Source organism: Saccharospirillum impatiens DSM 12546 (assembly GCF_000423605.1).
In the GTDB taxonomy this organism is placed as follows: domain Bacteria; phylum Pseudomonadota; class Gammaproteobacteria; order Pseudomonadales; family Natronospirillaceae; genus Saccharospirillum; species Saccharospirillum impatiens.
On sequence record NZ_AUIH01000006.1, the window covers coordinates 33064 to 48318 of the forward strand.

General features: G+C 55.7%; 14 protein-coding genes and 2 tRNA genes. 5 read left to right on the forward strand and 11 right to left on the reverse strand.

Translation table 11 applies throughout. The features are described 5' to 3' along the window. The first annotated feature begins 105 nt into the window (after positions 1–105). Positions 106–181, forward strand: a tRNA-Asn gene (locus G565_RS0105740). 57 nt (positions 182–238) lie between these two features. Then, positions 239–314 (forward strand) — tRNA-Asn (locus tag G565_RS0105745). A gap of 158 nt (positions 315–472) precedes the next feature. Here the strand turns inward: G565_RS0105745 and bamJ are convergent. Next, a complete protein-coding gene (gene bamJ, locus G565_RS0105750) occupies positions 473–1177 on the reverse strand; it encodes a BamJ family beta-barrel-assembly machinery protein (RefSeq protein WP_037337909.1) in 705 nt (234 codons plus the stop codon). A 321-nt stretch (positions 1178–1498) separates the two neighbouring features. Next, the gene (locus G565_RS0105755; RefSeq protein WP_028670087.1) at positions 1499–2941 is read right to left on the reverse strand and encodes a hypothetical protein; all 1443 of its coding nucleotides are present in this window, start codon (positions 2939–2941) and stop codon (positions 1499–1501) included. A gap of 252 nt (positions 2942–3193) precedes the next feature. Between G565_RS0105755 and G565_RS0105760 the strand changes: the two genes are divergently transcribed. Continuing rightward, positions 3194–4585 (forward strand): hypothetical protein, encoded by a 1392-nt coding sequence (locus G565_RS0105760; RefSeq protein ID WP_028670088.1) that lies wholly within the window; start codon positions 3194–3196, stop codon positions 4583–4585. On the opposite strand, the gene G565_RS23155 is transcribed toward G565_RS0105760, so the two are convergent. The 6 genes from G565_RS23155 to dapA all read right to left on the reverse strand — a co-directional run bounded on the left by G565_RS23155 (position 4542) and on the right by dapA (position 10183). After that, positions 4542–5996, reverse strand: coding sequence for a bifunctional ADP-dependent NAD(P)H-hydrate dehydratase/NAD(P)H-hydrate epimerase (locus G565_RS23155; protein WP_051207425.1), 1455 nt, complete (start codon positions 5994–5996; stop codon positions 4542–4544). The two genes, G565_RS0105760 and G565_RS23155, sit on opposite strands and share 44 nt — an antisense overlap. A gap of 127 nt (positions 5997–6123) precedes the next feature. Continuing rightward, the gene (locus G565_RS0105770) at positions 6124–6942 is read right to left on the reverse strand and encodes a TIGR04219 family outer membrane beta-barrel protein (protein WP_028670089.1); all 819 of its coding nucleotides are present in this window, start codon (positions 6940–6942) and stop codon (positions 6124–6126) included. A 246-nt stretch (positions 6943–7188) separates the two neighbouring features. After that, on the reverse strand, positions 7189–7905 hold the full coding sequence (gene purC, locus G565_RS0105775; RefSeq protein WP_028670090.1) for a phosphoribosylaminoimidazolesuccinocarboxamide synthase: 717 nt from the start codon (positions 7903–7905) through the stop codon (positions 7189–7191). Positions 7906–7921: 16 nt separating this feature from the next. After that, positions 7922–8689 (reverse strand): MBL fold metallo-hydrolase, encoded by a 768-nt coding sequence (locus G565_RS0105780; RefSeq protein ID WP_028670091.1) that lies wholly within the window; start codon positions 8687–8689, stop codon positions 7922–7924. Between the two features lie 5 nt (positions 8690–8694). Continuing rightward, complete coding sequence (locus G565_RS0105785; protein WP_028670092.1) at positions 8695–9315, reverse strand: hypothetical protein; 621 nt, start codon at positions 9313–9315, stop codon at positions 8695–8697. Further along, a complete protein-coding gene (gene dapA, locus G565_RS0105790; RefSeq protein WP_028670093.1) occupies positions 9308–10183 on the reverse strand; it encodes a 4-hydroxy-tetrahydrodipicolinate synthase in 876 nt (291 codons plus the stop codon). Before dapA ends, G565_RS0105785 begins: the two co-directional genes overlap by 8 nt. 307 nt (positions 10184–10490) lie before the next feature. Here dapA and G565_RS0105795 point away from each other — a divergent pair, with 307 nt between their 5' ends. Continuing rightward, a complete protein-coding gene (locus G565_RS0105795) occupies positions 10491–10961 on the forward strand; it encodes a peroxiredoxin (RefSeq protein WP_028670094.1) in 471 nt (156 codons plus the stop codon). Between the two features lie 82 nt (positions 10962–11043). On the opposite strand, the gene G565_RS0105800 is transcribed toward G565_RS0105795, so the two are convergent. After that, on the reverse strand, positions 11044–12156 hold the full coding sequence (locus G565_RS0105800) for an AI-2E family transporter (RefSeq protein WP_028670095.1): 1113 nt from the start codon (positions 12154–12156) through the stop codon (positions 11044–11046). A 1-nt stretch (position 12157) separates the two neighbouring features. Further along, the gene (locus G565_RS0105805; RefSeq protein ID WP_028670096.1) at positions 12158–12406 is read right to left on the reverse strand and encodes a sulfurtransferase TusA family protein; all 249 of its coding nucleotides are present in this window, start codon (positions 12404–12406) and stop codon (positions 12158–12160) included. Positions 12407–12594: 188 nt separating this feature from the next. On the opposite strand from G565_RS0105805, the gene G565_RS0105810 reads away from it, so the two are divergent. Next, positions 12595–13887, forward strand: a complete 1293-nt coding sequence (locus G565_RS0105810) for a M48 family metallopeptidase (protein WP_028670097.1) — start codon at positions 12595–12597, stop codon at positions 13885–13887. Between the two features lie 232 nt (positions 13888–14119). Here the strand turns inward: G565_RS0105810 and nadA are convergent, their stop codons facing one another. Then, positions 14120–15160, reverse strand: coding sequence for a quinolinate synthase NadA (nadA, locus tag G565_RS0105815; protein WP_028670098.1), 1041 nt, complete (start codon positions 15158–15160; stop codon positions 14120–14122). Between the last annotated feature and the right edge of the window lie 95 nt (positions 15161–15255).

Genomic DNA, 15255 nt, shown 5'->3' on the forward strand with positions numbered 1-15255 from the left:
TTCAAGCCGATCGTTGAAAAGATGCCCCAGTTGCAAAAAACCTAAAAAAAACAACGCATTAGTGTTGACACATCAGTCCGAATCACTAGAATACAACGCCGTTGCTCCTCGATAGCTCAGTTGGTAGAGCAGTAGACTGTTAATCTATTGGTCGCAGGTTCGAGTCCTGCTCGAGGAGCCAAAAATTTAACACCGGGGCCACCCTGCCCGATTGGGCGTGGCACTGGGTAGAGCTTATTCCTCGATAGCTCAGTTGGTAGAGCAGTAGACTGTTAATCTATTGGTCGCAGGTTCGAGTCCTGCTCGAGGAGCCACACATAAAAAAGGCGTACCCACGGGTACGCCTTTTTTGTATCTATCACGCCTGATTCGACCTCTTCCTGATTAACAGGTGCCTATCGCGGGATTCAAGCCTCGCGATACCAGACGTGTTCGGTGCCTCCGCCAAAACCGGAGACACCGATCGTCACAGTTACATGACTTCCAGCAACTCAACTTCAAACATCAGTACCGAACCCGCCGGAATAGAGGGGCTTGGGCTAGCGTCGCCATAAGCCAGTTCAGCCGGGATGTAGAACTTGTACTTATCGCCTTCGGTCATCAGCTGAACACCTTCAGTCCAGCCCGCGATCACGCCACTGAGCGGAAACTCAATAGGCTCGCCACGATCTACCGAACTGTCGAAGACCGTGCCATCCATCAGAGTTCCGTGATAATGCACGCGAACGGTGTCATCAGCGGTGGGAGAAGCCCCGTCGTCGGTAGACGACATCACTTCATACTGAAGCCCTGAATCCGTGACCGTCACGTCATCACGGTCGGCGTTTTCGGCCAGGAAGGTTTCACCTGCGGCTTTGTTTTCCGCGACCTGCCCTTGCTGGGAAGCCTGCTGTTCAGCCATGGCGGCTTGTTGCTTTTCCTGCAACGCCTGAATGGCAGCGTTGATCTCAGCCTGTCCCACCGCAGTCTCCGAACCACTCATGGCCGCTTCAATACCTGAGATCAGTGCTTCGGTATCCAGGTCAAGACCCTGCGTTTGCTGCATCAGGTTTGATGCAAAACCGAAACCGATGCCGTAAGACGCTTTCTGCTCGTCCGTATTCAGCTCTTCTGCCATGACTGACCCTACAAAACCCAATGCGATTGCACCGGCCAACAAACCTTTTTTCAAATGCATCAATATGCCTGCCTTTTCTTGTGTTAAGCGCCAGGTTTAAACCCAGCTTACTATGTATTGCCAGGGTGGGGCATGCCCTTCCCGCGAGATTCTTTCGGCGCCTGTCCGATAGCAACCTGAAAGCCGTTGCCCGGGTCTATTTGCCCCGGCGCATAACACGACTCGGATCACACCAGCCCGGGACACACCCGGAGCACCTGTACGGACACCGTCGAAAGACAGAGGCCAGTCTAACCGGGCGCCAGGCCAGAAACCACTGCGTTTACCGGGAATTGACTGGGTATCCGGGCTGTTAGAGCCATTAAGCCGAACTGGACGAAGCTAAACCGGCTTGCGAATCTCAGTCGCACCGTCTGATTGGTTTGCCGCCTTTGCAGACTTCAATCGCCAACGCGATGCTAGCCACAAAGGCAGACCAATAAAGACATCGTATATCGCCTGCAAGGCGCGATTCGCATACCATAGCCAACCCGACGCAAGCCGCAGCACCCAGGCCAGAATGCGCAATGCAAACCCGACAAGGGCGACTATTACGATGCGCAGGCAGTGTATCAGCCGCTCAAAAGGGACTGCGAAAAATATCAATAGCAAGGGCAATACAAACGCCAGCATCATGCGTGCACCCAGCACCAACCCCTGATCCAACAAAGGTGCTTCATAGACAATAACCGGATACTGAATCAACCGTTCAAGCTCGGTTACAGGCATTCCCGCCCTATGGTGCATATACACCAAACCTGCCTGAGCCAATGCCGACAGCACCAGCAGACTGGCCAGCACCCAGACAAGGCGGCGCCTGTCCCGTGAGTCCATACCATACAAACCGTCAAACACATGCGTGATACGCAACGATTCCATCAATAACCAGCCCAAAAACACACTCACGCCGATTAACATCAGGCCGGCCCAGTCGTTCATCGCCAGACCGGCCAGCGGCTCGCCCACTGCCATCAGCGCCTGCAGAGGTGCATTCATCAGATCAAAACTCAACCAGGCAACACCACACCACAGCAATAACACCATGGCACTCAAGAACCCATCGACCAGCAATGACACCTGCAATCCCCGACTCGCTTGCTCTGTCCCGGTAACCAGGCGCTGGTACTGATCCATATGCCGGTCGATGTCACGGGCTCTGTCGAGCAGACCGCGGATACCCGAACGGATCCGCTCAATAGCATGGCTGAGCTTGCGCCACTGCGGCATCATACTGTGCAACAGCCGGTGTCGCTGACTCATGCTTTTACGGTAATCATGCAAAGCCTGTTCATGCTGCCGGTTAAGATTTGCCTCCAAATCTTTCAGGACACTGGAAAACGCCGGATTACCGCTCTGCGTCTCCTTCAGACGCACCACGGCGGCGATGGAGTCGAGCCAGTCCGGGGCTGGTGGCGGCGTTTCCGCCGTTTTGTGATAATCCTCCTCGAGCTGACTGATGTGTTCACTGATCTGACGCTGCCAATGAGGAAACTGAGCCAGGTCCCGGTCGATCAGATGCCAGACCTGGTGAAACTCACGATCCAGTCGACGCTCAAGCCGTTGCTGACCCATTTCCAGCAACACCGCCTGGTTGCGGCGGCGCAACTGATCAGCAGCGTCTATCAACGCTTTGGACTGAGCGCGAAGCAGCAGCCGGATCGAGCCGGTCAATGCATTCAACAGACGCACCACCGAGGCCCGGGCCACATAGCCCGCGACCATGGCAATCGCCACCCACACCATCGCGGACAGCAATGGCTGATCGGGTATAATGATCCAACTCACATTGTTCTCACTGTTCTGTCTGCGTATTCAGGGATGATCACGCCTTAGGCTGCCAGCATAGCCTCAACCCGATTATCCGCAACCTTTGCTCAGGCCCGGATATCTGTCGGAGTCAGGGTAAATCGGCCGCCAAGGCTGGAAGAATGCCCAGTTTAGCGAAAAAGAGAGATCGGGTCAGCGCCGCTCAAGTTCCGGGCGTCCTGTCCGATGTAATACCTGCAGCTGCCTGGCTGCCTGATCCGGAGTTTTTTTGTGCACCTAGGTCCTGGCTTCATCACCACCACCCTGCTTATCACGGCACTGACAGCCTGCAGCCAACCTGAAGGGGGCGGCTCAGGACGATCCGGGGCCGACGATCCGCTGTATCGCCTGACTGGCACCGTGGCGATCGGCCGACCTGGCGCCTGGAGCGAGGTCTGTATCGAAGCCGACTGCAGCCGTGCCAACCATGTCGGAGTCTATCGACTCCTGGCCGAGCGGCGTCGCTCGGCGCTGATGCACGCAACCATAGAGAATGCTGACCAGTCCACCGTCAACCTCACGAGCCTGTATCGACATCAGCCCGCCCAGACCGTTTCCCTGATCAATATCAACCCGACCACGGATGCCCTGCTCGATAGCTGGAGCCAGTATCAACAGGGAGAGACTCTGGACGACTGCTCAACCAATGAAACATGTCGCGATGCATTGATCAGCAGCTTTACGCCAGCCCTTCAGCAGGCCGCGCAAGCACAATTGCAAGCCTGGCTCGCGCCGGAGTGGGAAACGGCCCGTAGCCCCTATACCGACCCATACATCGCCGACCCTGACCTCGACTGGCTGGATGCACTGCATGACCACGTGCAACTGGCCGCAACGCCAGGCGGATTGAGCGCCCTCGACAATGATGCGGACACGCTTGCCACACTCGCCTATGACACGCTGTTTGATGACACTGCGTCGCTCATCCCAATTGGCCGGGACGCTCTCGCGAACGCCTTCTCAATTCCACCGACGATTCCGACTGACAACAACCCAATCAGCATCGACTATCAGGCCACACCGTCGTCGCCCTTCACCGCACCGCAAGACTGGCAGGTTGACGTAAGCGGTAGCCGCTCAGACATCCTGGGAAATCTGTCGTTTCAGCACACCCTGGTGAGTCCCGATGGGCGGGTTTCTACCGGCCTTGGGTCGCTTTTCTCCGCCACTCTGACCGACCCAGGCCCCTACACCTGGACCGTTGTAGCAACCGACAGCGAAGGTAATCAGGCGACTGATGGCCTTGCCCTGCAAGCCAACGCCAGTGACGTCATCAGCCAACCCAGCTTTGGCGCTGAGGGCAGTTGCAGTACGTCACCCTTAACAGCCAATGCCAGCAATATTTGCATCAGCACCGTAGACGGCGGCTCTCTTGGCGCCTGTGTCGCCGATAACAGCGGCAGCACACAAACCCGGTTCAGCCCGGCTCCCTGCTCTCCGGTGTCTCAACAGGGTGGGGTTTTTCTGGGTACCTGCACCTCGGTTCTGAACCAGGTACGGGTGTATCACTATGACAACCCGCGGCGCAACACAGGCGAAACGCTGACAGAACAACGCACAAGACTGCGCAACCAGTGCGTTAATAACCTTGGTCGAGACTGGTCGGGCGAGCCGCCTGCATAAGGGGTAGCAGGTCGCTGGCCAACACGATTCGCTGCTGATCAGCCAGATTTGCCGCCAGAGCGGCATGCCACCATGTGGCCGAACATGCCGCCTGCAGCGACGAAAAACCCTGAGCCATGAGCCCGCCAATCCACCCGGCCAGCGTATCGCCCATGCCGGGTGTAGCCATGGCCACCGTCCCGGGATGGCTGAAAAATAGCTGACCGGCTTCTGCAATGATGCTGCCAGCACCTTTTAACACAATCACCGCCTCATAACGCTCACTCAATGCCAGCGCGGCCGCGCAGCGATCCGCCTGCACTGCCGCTGCCGACAGGCCCAGCAATGCAGCCGCCTCGCCCGGGTGTGGCGTCATCACCCAGCCAGGCAGTGCTTTGGGATGAGCAGCCAGCCAGGACAATCCATCTGCATCCAATACACCCGCTCCACACTGCTGGGCCAGGCGTTCACAGAGAGCATAGGCTTCCCCGGTTCGGCCCAGACCCGGCCCCAACACCACAATGGCCGCGGCAGGAACACTTGAGGCATCGGACGTTGCCGTCATCAATTCCGGCTGCGCACTCAGTGCAGACTGGGCAATGCCGTGCGTTGTGTGCCAGATCACTTTACCGGCACCAGCAGCCAGCGCGGCCCGGGCTGCCAGCAATCCGGCCCCACCCATCCCCGCAGAGCCCGCCATTATACTGACCTGCCCAAAGCCACCTTTGTGACCGTTAGGGCTGCGCGCTGGCCAGGCCGGCTCAGTGTTCATCTGCCAATGAATGGACAAATTCAGGCGTTGTGCCCAGTCAGCGGCGTCAATGCCCAATGTTTCAAGTACCAGCTCACCCACACAACCGGGTCCGTCACCGGTCAGCAAGCCTGGCTTGAAGGCGATGAAACTCAAGGTCTGGTCAGCCTGAAAGGCGTTTGCGTCAGCCACACCGGTATTCGCATTGAGACCCGTCGGCACATCAACCGCGAGTTGACTGGCAGAGATACGGTTAACTTTCATCATCATTTCTGCCAGTGACCCGGCCAGAGGGCCCTGCTGACCAGAACCCAGCAGAGCATCGATCACCACAGCAGGCTGACTGTCTGGCAGCGTCGCTTGCTCTGAACCCACATCCAGCCAGCGCCGCCGGGCGCGTTCAGCATCCGAACCCGCCCGCGATGCGCCAAGCGGAGCAATCAGTCGTACGTCATACCCCGCCTGGTGCAAATACCAGGCGGCCACGTAGCCATCACCACCGTTGTTGCCCTTTCCGGCCAGTATCCAGATGGTGCCGTCGCAGGCCAGCGCTTCCACGCGTCGTGCAACCGCCTGACCGGCGGCCAACATCAACGGCCAGGTACCGTCTTCCCCGGCCTGAACCGACGCCCAGGCGTTTTCAACGGTTGCCACATCGGCGGCTGCCAAAACGGGTTTCATTGGGCACTCTCACTGGTTGGGCTGGTACCCTCCATAATAGAGGCGCACAGGCCATTCAACAAAAAAGCCTCCCGAAGGAGGCTTTAAACGTTAACCCTACTCACCGCGCAATAGGTGAGTCGACCGATCAGAAGCTCATCGCTGCGCCAGCAAAGAAACCGGAATAGTTAACTTCTGACGCAAAGTCAGAGGTATCAGCACCCAGGGTGGAATCACCAATGGTCAGGCCATAGTTGCGGTAGCCAGCTTCAATACCCAGTTTAACCAGGATATTGGTTGGCAGGGGTGCAAACCAGGTGCCTTTCACTTCCCAGTCCGTGATGTTGGTATCGCCAATCGGCAGGGTTTTCAATTCTGCGCCAAGGCGAACATCGGCTACAGGAATGTCAAAAGTACCACCCAGGTACAGCATGGGCACAATGATCGGAGTACTTCCGACTTCAAATGCCGTATCAATTGATTGATTCAAGCTATCATTCTCAGCCGAAAACCCACCGATCAGCGAGCGAAAATTCAAACCAAAGTCTATGGATGCTGTAGGCAGGGGAATGCCATAGGTAAGCGATAAATCGAAATAGCTCAGATCAAATTCAGACTCAACTTCACCAGAAAATGTTTCTGTTTTATCACCGTACTGGAACGTTTTGGCAATCGTATTGGTACCTGTGCTATACAGATTTTGATACTTCAGCCCTACATCCGGGAAGATAGGAACCGAAATCTTGGTCCAAGCATATAGACCGTTTTCCGCATCCTGATTTAACCCTGTAGGACTACCAGAGCTTTGGTTGCCCTGCAGATCAATTTCGTCATTTGCCAAAGACCCTTCATTCAATGAATTGAAGCTGTACCCCAACCCACCATCAATATCGATAAGTACCTTGGCTGATGCCAGGGGCGCAAACAAAACGGTAGCCGCAGCAGCGGTAGCCATCCAGATTTTCATAATGATTCCTCATGTGAACGTTTCGTAGACAAAGTCTGCACAAAAACAGACCTCTAACTTAACTTTCAGCGTTTGCAACATTTGAGTGCCAGGGAACGGATGTGCCTGCCCGGGGTAGTCCGCAACAAGGATGTTGCGGCCTAGGCTCCATGGACGGGTTAACGCCGACCCCGGTCAGGTATATCCGTTGCCTGGCACGGGCTCCTGGCAACACACCCACCCATAACTCCAATGCTTGAGCTTAGCTCAGGACTGAAACTCAATACCAATACGGCGACCGACTTCTTCATAGCTTTCGATGACATTGCCGAGATTCTGCCGGAACCGGTCTTTATCCATCTTCTCACCGGTACGGGCATCCCACAACCGGCAACCGTCGGGTGAAAACTCATCCCCGAGGACAATATCGCCATTAAACCGCCCAAACTCGAGCTTATAGTCGACCAGCACCATGCCGCCATCGGCAAACAGCTGGGTAAGCACATCGTTGACCTGCAAGGTCAGTGCTTTCATGGCCGCCACTTCCTGCTCGCTCGCCCAGCCAAAGGTGGCGATGTGTGAATCGTTGATCATCGGGTCGTGCAAGGCGTCGTTCTTGAGGAAAAACTCGAATATTGCGGGTACCAGTTCCTTACCTTCCTCAATCCCCAGGCGACGCACGAGACTGCCTGCAGCCCGGTTACGTACTACACACTCTACCGGAATCATATCCAGATTTCGTACCAGACTTTCATTGGTTGAGAGCTGGTCTACAAAATGGGTCGCAATACCAGCCTGCTGCAGCGCTTTCATAATGAAGGCGTTGAACTGATTATTGACCTGGCCCTTACGCTCCAGTTGCTCCATCTTTTCACCGTCGAACGCAGAGGTGTCATTGCGAAATTCCAGCACCAACAGCGCAGGATCATCGGTGGTGTAAACGGTTTTTGCCTTGCCGGCGTAGAGCTCACCCGTTTTTTTCATTGCTTGGCCTCGTCAGTTAGGCGGGTTGTAATGGGATCCAGGGGCACCCTTCATCCTGGGTCAGGGTATGCACTTTCAATGCTGTGTTGTTCTGCAGAACAGGGGCCAGGGCAGCCATGGCCAAATCAGGGTGGTTATTGTGCTCACTGATGTGCGAAATCATCAGGTGCTGCAAACCCGCTAACTCGATACCGGACAACAGCTGGGCCGCCTGCTGGTTGCTCAAATGCCCCCAATCTCCCCCGACCCGGCGCTTGAGGCTGGCCGGATAAGGCCCGTTCGCCAACATCCCGGGATCGTGATTGCATTCTAGCAGCAATGCCTGACAACGTTGATAACTGCGTGTGACCAGGGGCGTAATACTGCCCAGGTCGGTTAGCACCCCCATACAGTACTGCTGGAAGGTGAAGACAAACTGAACCGGCTCGCGTGCATCGTGAGGCACCGTGACCGGTTCGATGTCAATATCGCCAATGCGAAACGGGCGGTGCACGTTAATCGGTTCAAACAATGGAACAGGAGTTTTAAACGAACGCGCCGTTCCGGGTGTCGTGTATACCGGCACGCCATGTTTGCGACTGAGCATGGGAGCTCCGCGCAAATGATCGCCGTGCTCATGAGTTACCATGATTGCCGTCAATTGCGCCGGATCAACACCCCTGGCCAGCAATCGGGATTCAGCTTCTTTCAGCCCAAAACCGCAGTCCACCAGAAGCGTTGTAGCGCCTGCCTGGATCAGTGTGGCGTTGCCTTTACTGCCACTGCCCAGGGAGGTAAACCGCATTATTGTTACTCCTGATCGGCCGGCTGACCGCTGGTTTGCGCCCGACCTTGAAGCAAGGCATCACGAAGCTGGTTCATCAACTCACGGTTTTCCTCGGCACTCAATACACGATCATCCGGGTATTCGGCTGCGATGCCGGTACCGCTGACTCTTGGCACCAGTATCAAATAGACCGTTTGCCGCTCTCCGCTGAAAAAGGCGCCGATGCGACCGAACAGGTTGCGACTGGCGACATCGGCATCTTCAAGCTCCAGGCGATACTGGCTACGGTTGCGGTCGGCCACCGGCCAACCCAGCTGCACTACAGCACCTTCCAGCAACTCCCACGTCAGGCTGGCGCTGCGATTGACCTGCAGCGATACGTTGCCAAAACTGTCAGTATTATCCGTAATGATCAGGTCGGTGGTGCCACTGCGTTCAAACAGGGAGTCATCGATGGTGACAGGTGGTCGGTTAACCAGGCGATTGCCGTTGGTGACCGTGCGAGGCTCCTCAACCGGTATCGGGTACCAGTCTGATGGTGCCTGGGCATTCGGGTTATAGTCGACGTTGATCTCGCGCTGACCGCAAGCGGCCAGCACCAGTATGGCGCTCAGCAGTACCAGTGGGAGTCTCACGTCAGACAACACCCGATTCCATCAGCGCCTTGCGAACAATGTCGTGCATGGGTTCAGACAAAGGGGTTAACGGCAGGCGTATGCCCGCCGGAATCAGCCCCATCAGGTTCAGGGCCCACTTCACCGGAATCGGGTTTGCTTCAACAAATAGATTGGTGTGCAGGGGCATCAGCAGGTCGTTCAGCCGTGTCGCCAGCTCCCGATCACCGGCTATGGCGGCGGCACAGAGACTCGACATGGCTTTGGGAGAGACGTTGGCCGTCACTGAAATATCACCATGCCCGCCCATGAGCATCAATTCCATGGCGGTGGCGTCATCACCACTGTAAATGGCAAAACCTTCAGGTGCGTTATCAATCAGAAACCGGGCGCGTTCGAGATCCCCGGTCGCTTCCTTGATGCCAACTATGTTGTCTATTTCAGCCAGACGCAAGGCTGTCTCAGGAAGCATGTCACATGCGGTTCGACCGGGGACGTTGTACAAAATCTGAGGTATGTCGACGTTTTCAGCAATATAGCAGTAGTGCTGATACAAGCCTTCCTGAGTCGGTTTGTTGTAATAAGGCGTAACCAGCAAAGCCGCATCAGCACCAGCCGCCTTGGCGGCCCGGGTGAGATGCATGGCCTCACGGGTAGAATTACTCCCCGTACCCGCGACAACCGGTATGCGACCGGCGCATTTGTCGACGGCAAACCGAATCACTTCCTCGTGCTCTTTCATGTCGAGCGTAGAAGCTTCACCCGTCGTGCCAACAGCACCAATGGCAGCGGTGCCATTGTCTATGTGGAACTCGATGAGCTGCTCAAGGCTGGTCCAATCGACAGCACCGTCAGGGTGCATCGGTGTAACCATGGCGACAATACTGCCTGTGATCATGAAACTAACGTCTCCGGTGTGCTCTTGATTCGATCGCCTCGGCTGACACAGGTCATTCCGGACGCTGGGACTACTATGGTCTAAACCGGCAATGGTACTGGCGCGCCTGCACTGACACAAGTCCGGCCAGCGCCCTTTCGATCACCTGACCATACGGTCAACTGGAATTGTTCAAATATTGAGCCATACTCAACAGAGCTGCGTCCCGGCCGCGCCTATTTCATGGCAACCCTGACGACCAGGCTGACAACCCATACGACAAATGAAGGCTCGCTCTCGTATGGACAACTGCTTAAGGAGTAACATCATGACCGTCGAAATAGGTCAGCCGGTGCCTGATTTTGTCGTGCCAGCGACCAGCCACAAAAACGTTCATCTGCGTGCACTGCGCGGATACCGAATACTGATGTACTTCTATCCGAAAAATAACACCCCGGCGTGCACCATTGAAACGCAGGACTTCGGTGCCAACTATGGTCGCTTCCGCCAGCAAAACATCATTCTGTTTGGGGTCAGCCTCGACAGCCATGAATCATTCAAGCGAGCCCAAAGCCTGCCCTTTGAGCTGATCTCCGACAGCAACGAAGCACTGTGTAATCTTTTTGGGGTGCTGCGGGAGAAAGAATTGCTTGGTCGCACCATAACCGGCCTGGTGCGCAGTACGTTTCTGATCGACGAACAAGGCGTTCTGACTCGGGCCTGGGTTGACGTCGATGCCCGCAATCACGTTCACCGAATTCTCGATGAACTTGGTGCCCGGCCCAGGCGAACCGGCTAGCCTCCCGGGCTTTACTCTGCCGGGGCCTTGTTGCGAACCTTTTGGGAAGCTCCGACAAGGGCATTTAGTCTGTTACAGTAAACTAGTTAACCTCTTCGACTTTGGCTTCTTCAGCAGCCCTGGCTTCCTGATGTTTGGGCCAGGCATTGAAGATGGCCTTGACCAGTGTCGCCAATGGAATGGCGAAAAAGACCCCCCAAAACCCCCATATCCCGCCGAACAGAAGTACCGCGACAATAATAGAGACCGGATTCAGGTTAACAGCTTCTGAGAACAGTAACGGCACCAGGACGTTACCGTCCAGTATCTGAATGATCAGGTAGGCAATCATGATGTAGTACAGCTCGTTAGTGAACCCAAACTGAAACGCACCGATGGCGAAGACCGGAATGGTCACAATGGTCGCCCCGATGTAAGGAATCAGAACCGATACGCCCACCAGCACCGCGAGCAAAGCTGAGTAATTCAGGCCAAACATTTCAAACGTCACAAAGGAAATGCTGCCAATGATCAGAATCTCGATGACCTTGCCGCGAATGTAGTTGGCAATCTGCTGGTTCATTTCCAGTGCAATTTGATTCATCAGACTGCGCCGGGCGGGCAAAGCTGCCTTGAAGCTGTCCCAAAGCACAACCCGGTCTTTCAACATGAAGAACACCATCAGCGGCACAACGATCAGGTAGATCAATACACCAACGGCGCTGGGGAGGGTATTTAGCGAAAAAGACAGCACTCTGGGCAGGAACCCGGTCAACTGCTGGCTAATGCCTCGTAAATCAACACCCAGCAGCCATTGCTGCGCCAGCTCATTGGAAATGAGTTCGGGATAACGCTGCGGTAGTGACTGAATCTGTTCTTGCATCAGGCGAATCATTACCGGCATTTCACTGACCAGACTGGTGATTTGCCGCAGCAAAGCTGGCACGATAATCAGCATCGCAACCACCAGCAAGCCAAAAAAGGCCAGACAAACAGTCGTCACCGATAACAGATGGGGAATTTTGAGGTTATTCAACCGATCGACAAAGGGCGACAGCAGGTAGGCCAGAATCACTGCGGTAAAAACCGGAGCCAGCACCTGCCCAAGGCTGTAGACGAGCAGGATCGACAACATCAGCAGGATAAAGAATATAACCGCTTCTTCATCTGAAAAATAACGTGAAAAGAATCCCTGTACGACACGATACAGTTTCAAATCAATCTTCTCCTCGCTGAATCAGGAACCGAAACAAGCCTGCTTCGGATTCGTCCTGCTCCAATAACTGGTGGGGGGCTCGGCTGAGATAGGCAGGAATGTCCCGCCAGGAACCGGCATCTGTCGCCAATACTTCCAGAGTTTCTCCCGATTGCATACCGGCAAGAGCCTGCTTGGTGCGTAATAGCGGCAATGGGCATCGCAATCCGCAGGCATCGAGCTGCCGCGCCGGGGTACTTTTACAAGTCAATTACAACGCCTCGCTGTCGGGATTCCAAAGAGCTCGTATTATAGGGCAACACATCTACGTTGTATGGAACCCACGTGCATTCCAGGCAAGACCGAACCACTCGTTACCCAACCTTTTCATTGCAATGCCAACGATTTCACAGGCGGCTTCAATGGCGGCGCTGCATATCCTGGCTTTGCCTCTGTCTGATGATGGGTTCAATAACACCGGCCCGTGCCGAATTTGGTGACTCGTCACTGGGCTGGACTCAGGAGCAGGAACGCGCCGTAGCAGACTACCTGCAGCGCAGATTACAGCGACAAGGCAATGTCATCAATGATGTTTGGCTCGAATACTGGTTGGCCGAACGCGCCGAACGGCTGCGACAAACCTCCAGCGCGAGCCTGGGACCCGTCAGCGTGGTGTTATTGCGGCAAAAAGCCTTCAACGCCTTTGCCTTGCCAGGCAATGTCATGGGGTTCAACCTCGGCCTCTGGCAGAACGCCCGCACTGAGGATGAATTCACCTCGGTGGTGGCACACGAAATCGCACACCTGAGTCTGCGCCACTTCAACCGGCTATCAGACAATAACCGACAACAGGCCTGGCTGGCCATCAGCGGCGCGTTACTGGGTGTTGCTCTGGCAACCATGGACAGCGAAATAGGCGGTGCCACTCTGATCGGTTCACAAATGGGCGCAGCACAACAAAGCCTGGCTTTCAGCCGATCGATGGAAAGCGAAGCGGACAGCTACGCTACCGATATGCTGCGCGAAGCCGGTTACAACCCATCCGCAGGTGCGGCTGTGTTTGCCCGCTTGCAACAGTCACTGGGCGGCCGCTCCGGGTCCGACTACTGGCAAACCCACCCCAGAGCGATCACTCGCTCCGCGCAACTGGAAGCCCGGCAAGGCAGCGCTACCGGGGTCACCGGACAGACTTACAATCAATACGACACATTGCGCTGGTACATCAATATGCGCTATGCCGCTGAGGATGATTTTGCGCCAGACCCGGCCTGGCAATCCCTGGCCACCACGCCCGAACAACTGCTACCACAGTCACTGATGAACGATGCAGACCCAAATACCCTGCTTGGCTGGATCCGGTTTCAACCGGAGACAAACAAGGCCCTTACACTGGAGCGGCTAGCATTGCTGTTGACGATGTTTCCGGACTTTGATCCAGCCTGGTACGCGCGGGCAGAACTCCTTGCACAATCGGGCGCGAGCAATGCGTGTCGCGATGCGCTGCTCGCACTCGACCGAGTCAGAGGTCAGTATTTACAGGTCGTTGAGCTACGCCACCGTCTCAGCGGCGAATGCCTGCAAAGCCGGGAAGCCGAGGCAACAGCTGCCTGGTACTGGCATCGAGGTGAGGAGTCACGCGCCCTGAATCTGCTTAGACGCGCCATTGAGCAGCCTGGCGATGCCAGCCAACTGGCGCGACTGAGGGAAAAAGTATCAGAATATGAGCGCCAACTGGCCCTATTGCCCCGTTGACGTTAGGGCCAGCTAGTGTCCTGAGTCAAAAATTCGTGACGATTATCCGACTCACGATTGAAAGACTGTTGGGTGCATCTACCCGGGGTCGTTAGACCGCATGGATGCGGTCTCCGAGCTCACAGGGACGTATTGACAGCGTTCCCCACGCAAATGCACCCGACAGCCCGGATGGCACAGACGCAATGGTTGACGACCAGCCAATTACCCTGCGAATTTCTGACTCAGGACATTAGCCTTGCTTAAAGGCCAGCATGCGGTCCAACGGTATGCGCGCCTGACGGATCAGCTCAGGAGACACTTCAATTTCCTCGCCCCCCTGCATCAATACCTGTCGCAGCCGTTGCAGATCATTCATGGCCATCCAGGGGCAATGCGCACAGCTGCGACAACTGGCACCCTGACCGGCGGTGGGCGCTTCAATGAACGTTTTACCCGGAGAACGTTGCTGCATCTTGTAAAAAATACCACGATCCGTCGCGACGATGAATTGCTGATTCGGCAACCGCTCAGAGGCTGCGATCAGTTGGGTCGTGGACCCAACCACGTCTGCGAGCTCGACAACCGACTCGGGTGACTCGGGGTGCACCAGTACGGCAGCGTCGGGGTACATGGCCTTCATATCCTGAAGCCCTTTCGCCCTGAATTCTTCGTGAACAATGCAGGCGCCATTCCACAACAACATGTCAGCACCCGTTTCCCGCTGAATGTAGCGCCCCAGATGCTGGTCGGGTGCCCACAGAATTTTCTCACCCGCGCGGTCCAGATGATCCACCACGTCCAACGCAATACTGGACGTCACCACCCAGTCTGCCCGGGCCTTGACCGCTGCCGATGTGTTGGCATAAACAACAACGGTCCGGTCTGGGTGTTGATCGCAAAACGCCGCAAATTCGTCAGCAGGACAGCCCAGATCGAGTGAACAGGTTGCCTCCAGTGTCGGCATGAGCACACGTTTGTCGGGGCTCAGGATTTTTGCAGTTTCCCCCATAAACCGAACACCGGCTACCACCACAGTCTCGGCATCCACATCGCGCCCATATCGTGCCATCTCGAGTGAGTCGCCGATAAACCCGCCGGTAGAGTCAGCCAGCGATTGAATCAAAGGGTCGGTGTAATAATGCGCAACCAATACCGCATTTTGTTCGCGAAGCAGTGTCTCGATCTCAGAGCTCAGCGCCTTCACCTGATCTGGTGTCAGGCTAGTGGCCTGCTCGGTCACAGGAATGTCGAAATTGATTGTCAGGTCTGACAATTCAACAGCATCAATCATGGCTACCCGGTCACTCAGTCATATTGGATACAGTGTAACGACAAACAACGCCGTCGCGAAGGACTCACGTGTTTGTCTGCGCAATGTGGGGGTGC

Coding starts and splice junctions, on each gene's coding strand:
- bamJ (WP_037337909.1), bottom strand. CDS start 1,177: ATGCATTTGAAAAAAGGTTTGTTGGCCGGTGCAATCGCATTGGGTTTT.
- G565_RS23155 (WP_051207425.1), bottom strand. CDS start 5,996: ATGAAACCCGTTTTGGCAGCCGCCGATGTGGCAACCGTTGAAAACGCC.
- G565_RS0105770 (WP_028670089.1), bottom strand. CDS start 6,942: ATGAAAATCTGGATGGCTACCGCTGCTGCGGCTACCGTTTTGTTTGCG.
- purC (WP_028670090.1), bottom strand. CDS start 7,905: ATGAAAAAAACGGGTGAGCTCTACGCCGGCAAGGCAAAAACCGTTTAC.
- G565_RS0105780 (WP_028670091.1), bottom strand. CDS start 8,689: ATGCGGTTTACCTCCCTGGGCAGTGGCAGTAAAGGCAACGCCACACTG.
- dapA (WP_028670093.1), bottom strand. CDS start 10,183: ATGATCACAGGCAGTATTGTCGCCATGGTTACACCGATGCACCCTGAC.
- G565_RS0105795 (WP_028670094.1), top strand. CDS start 10,491: ATGACCGTCGAAATAGGTCAGCCGGTGCCTGATTTTGTCGTGCCAGCG.
- G565_RS0105810 (WP_028670097.1), top strand. CDS start 12,595: ATGATGGGTTCAATAACACCGGCCCGTGCCGAATTTGGTGACTCGTCA.
- nadA (WP_028670098.1), bottom strand. CDS start 15,160: ATGATTGATGCTGTTGAATTGTCAGACCTGACAATCAATTTCGACATT.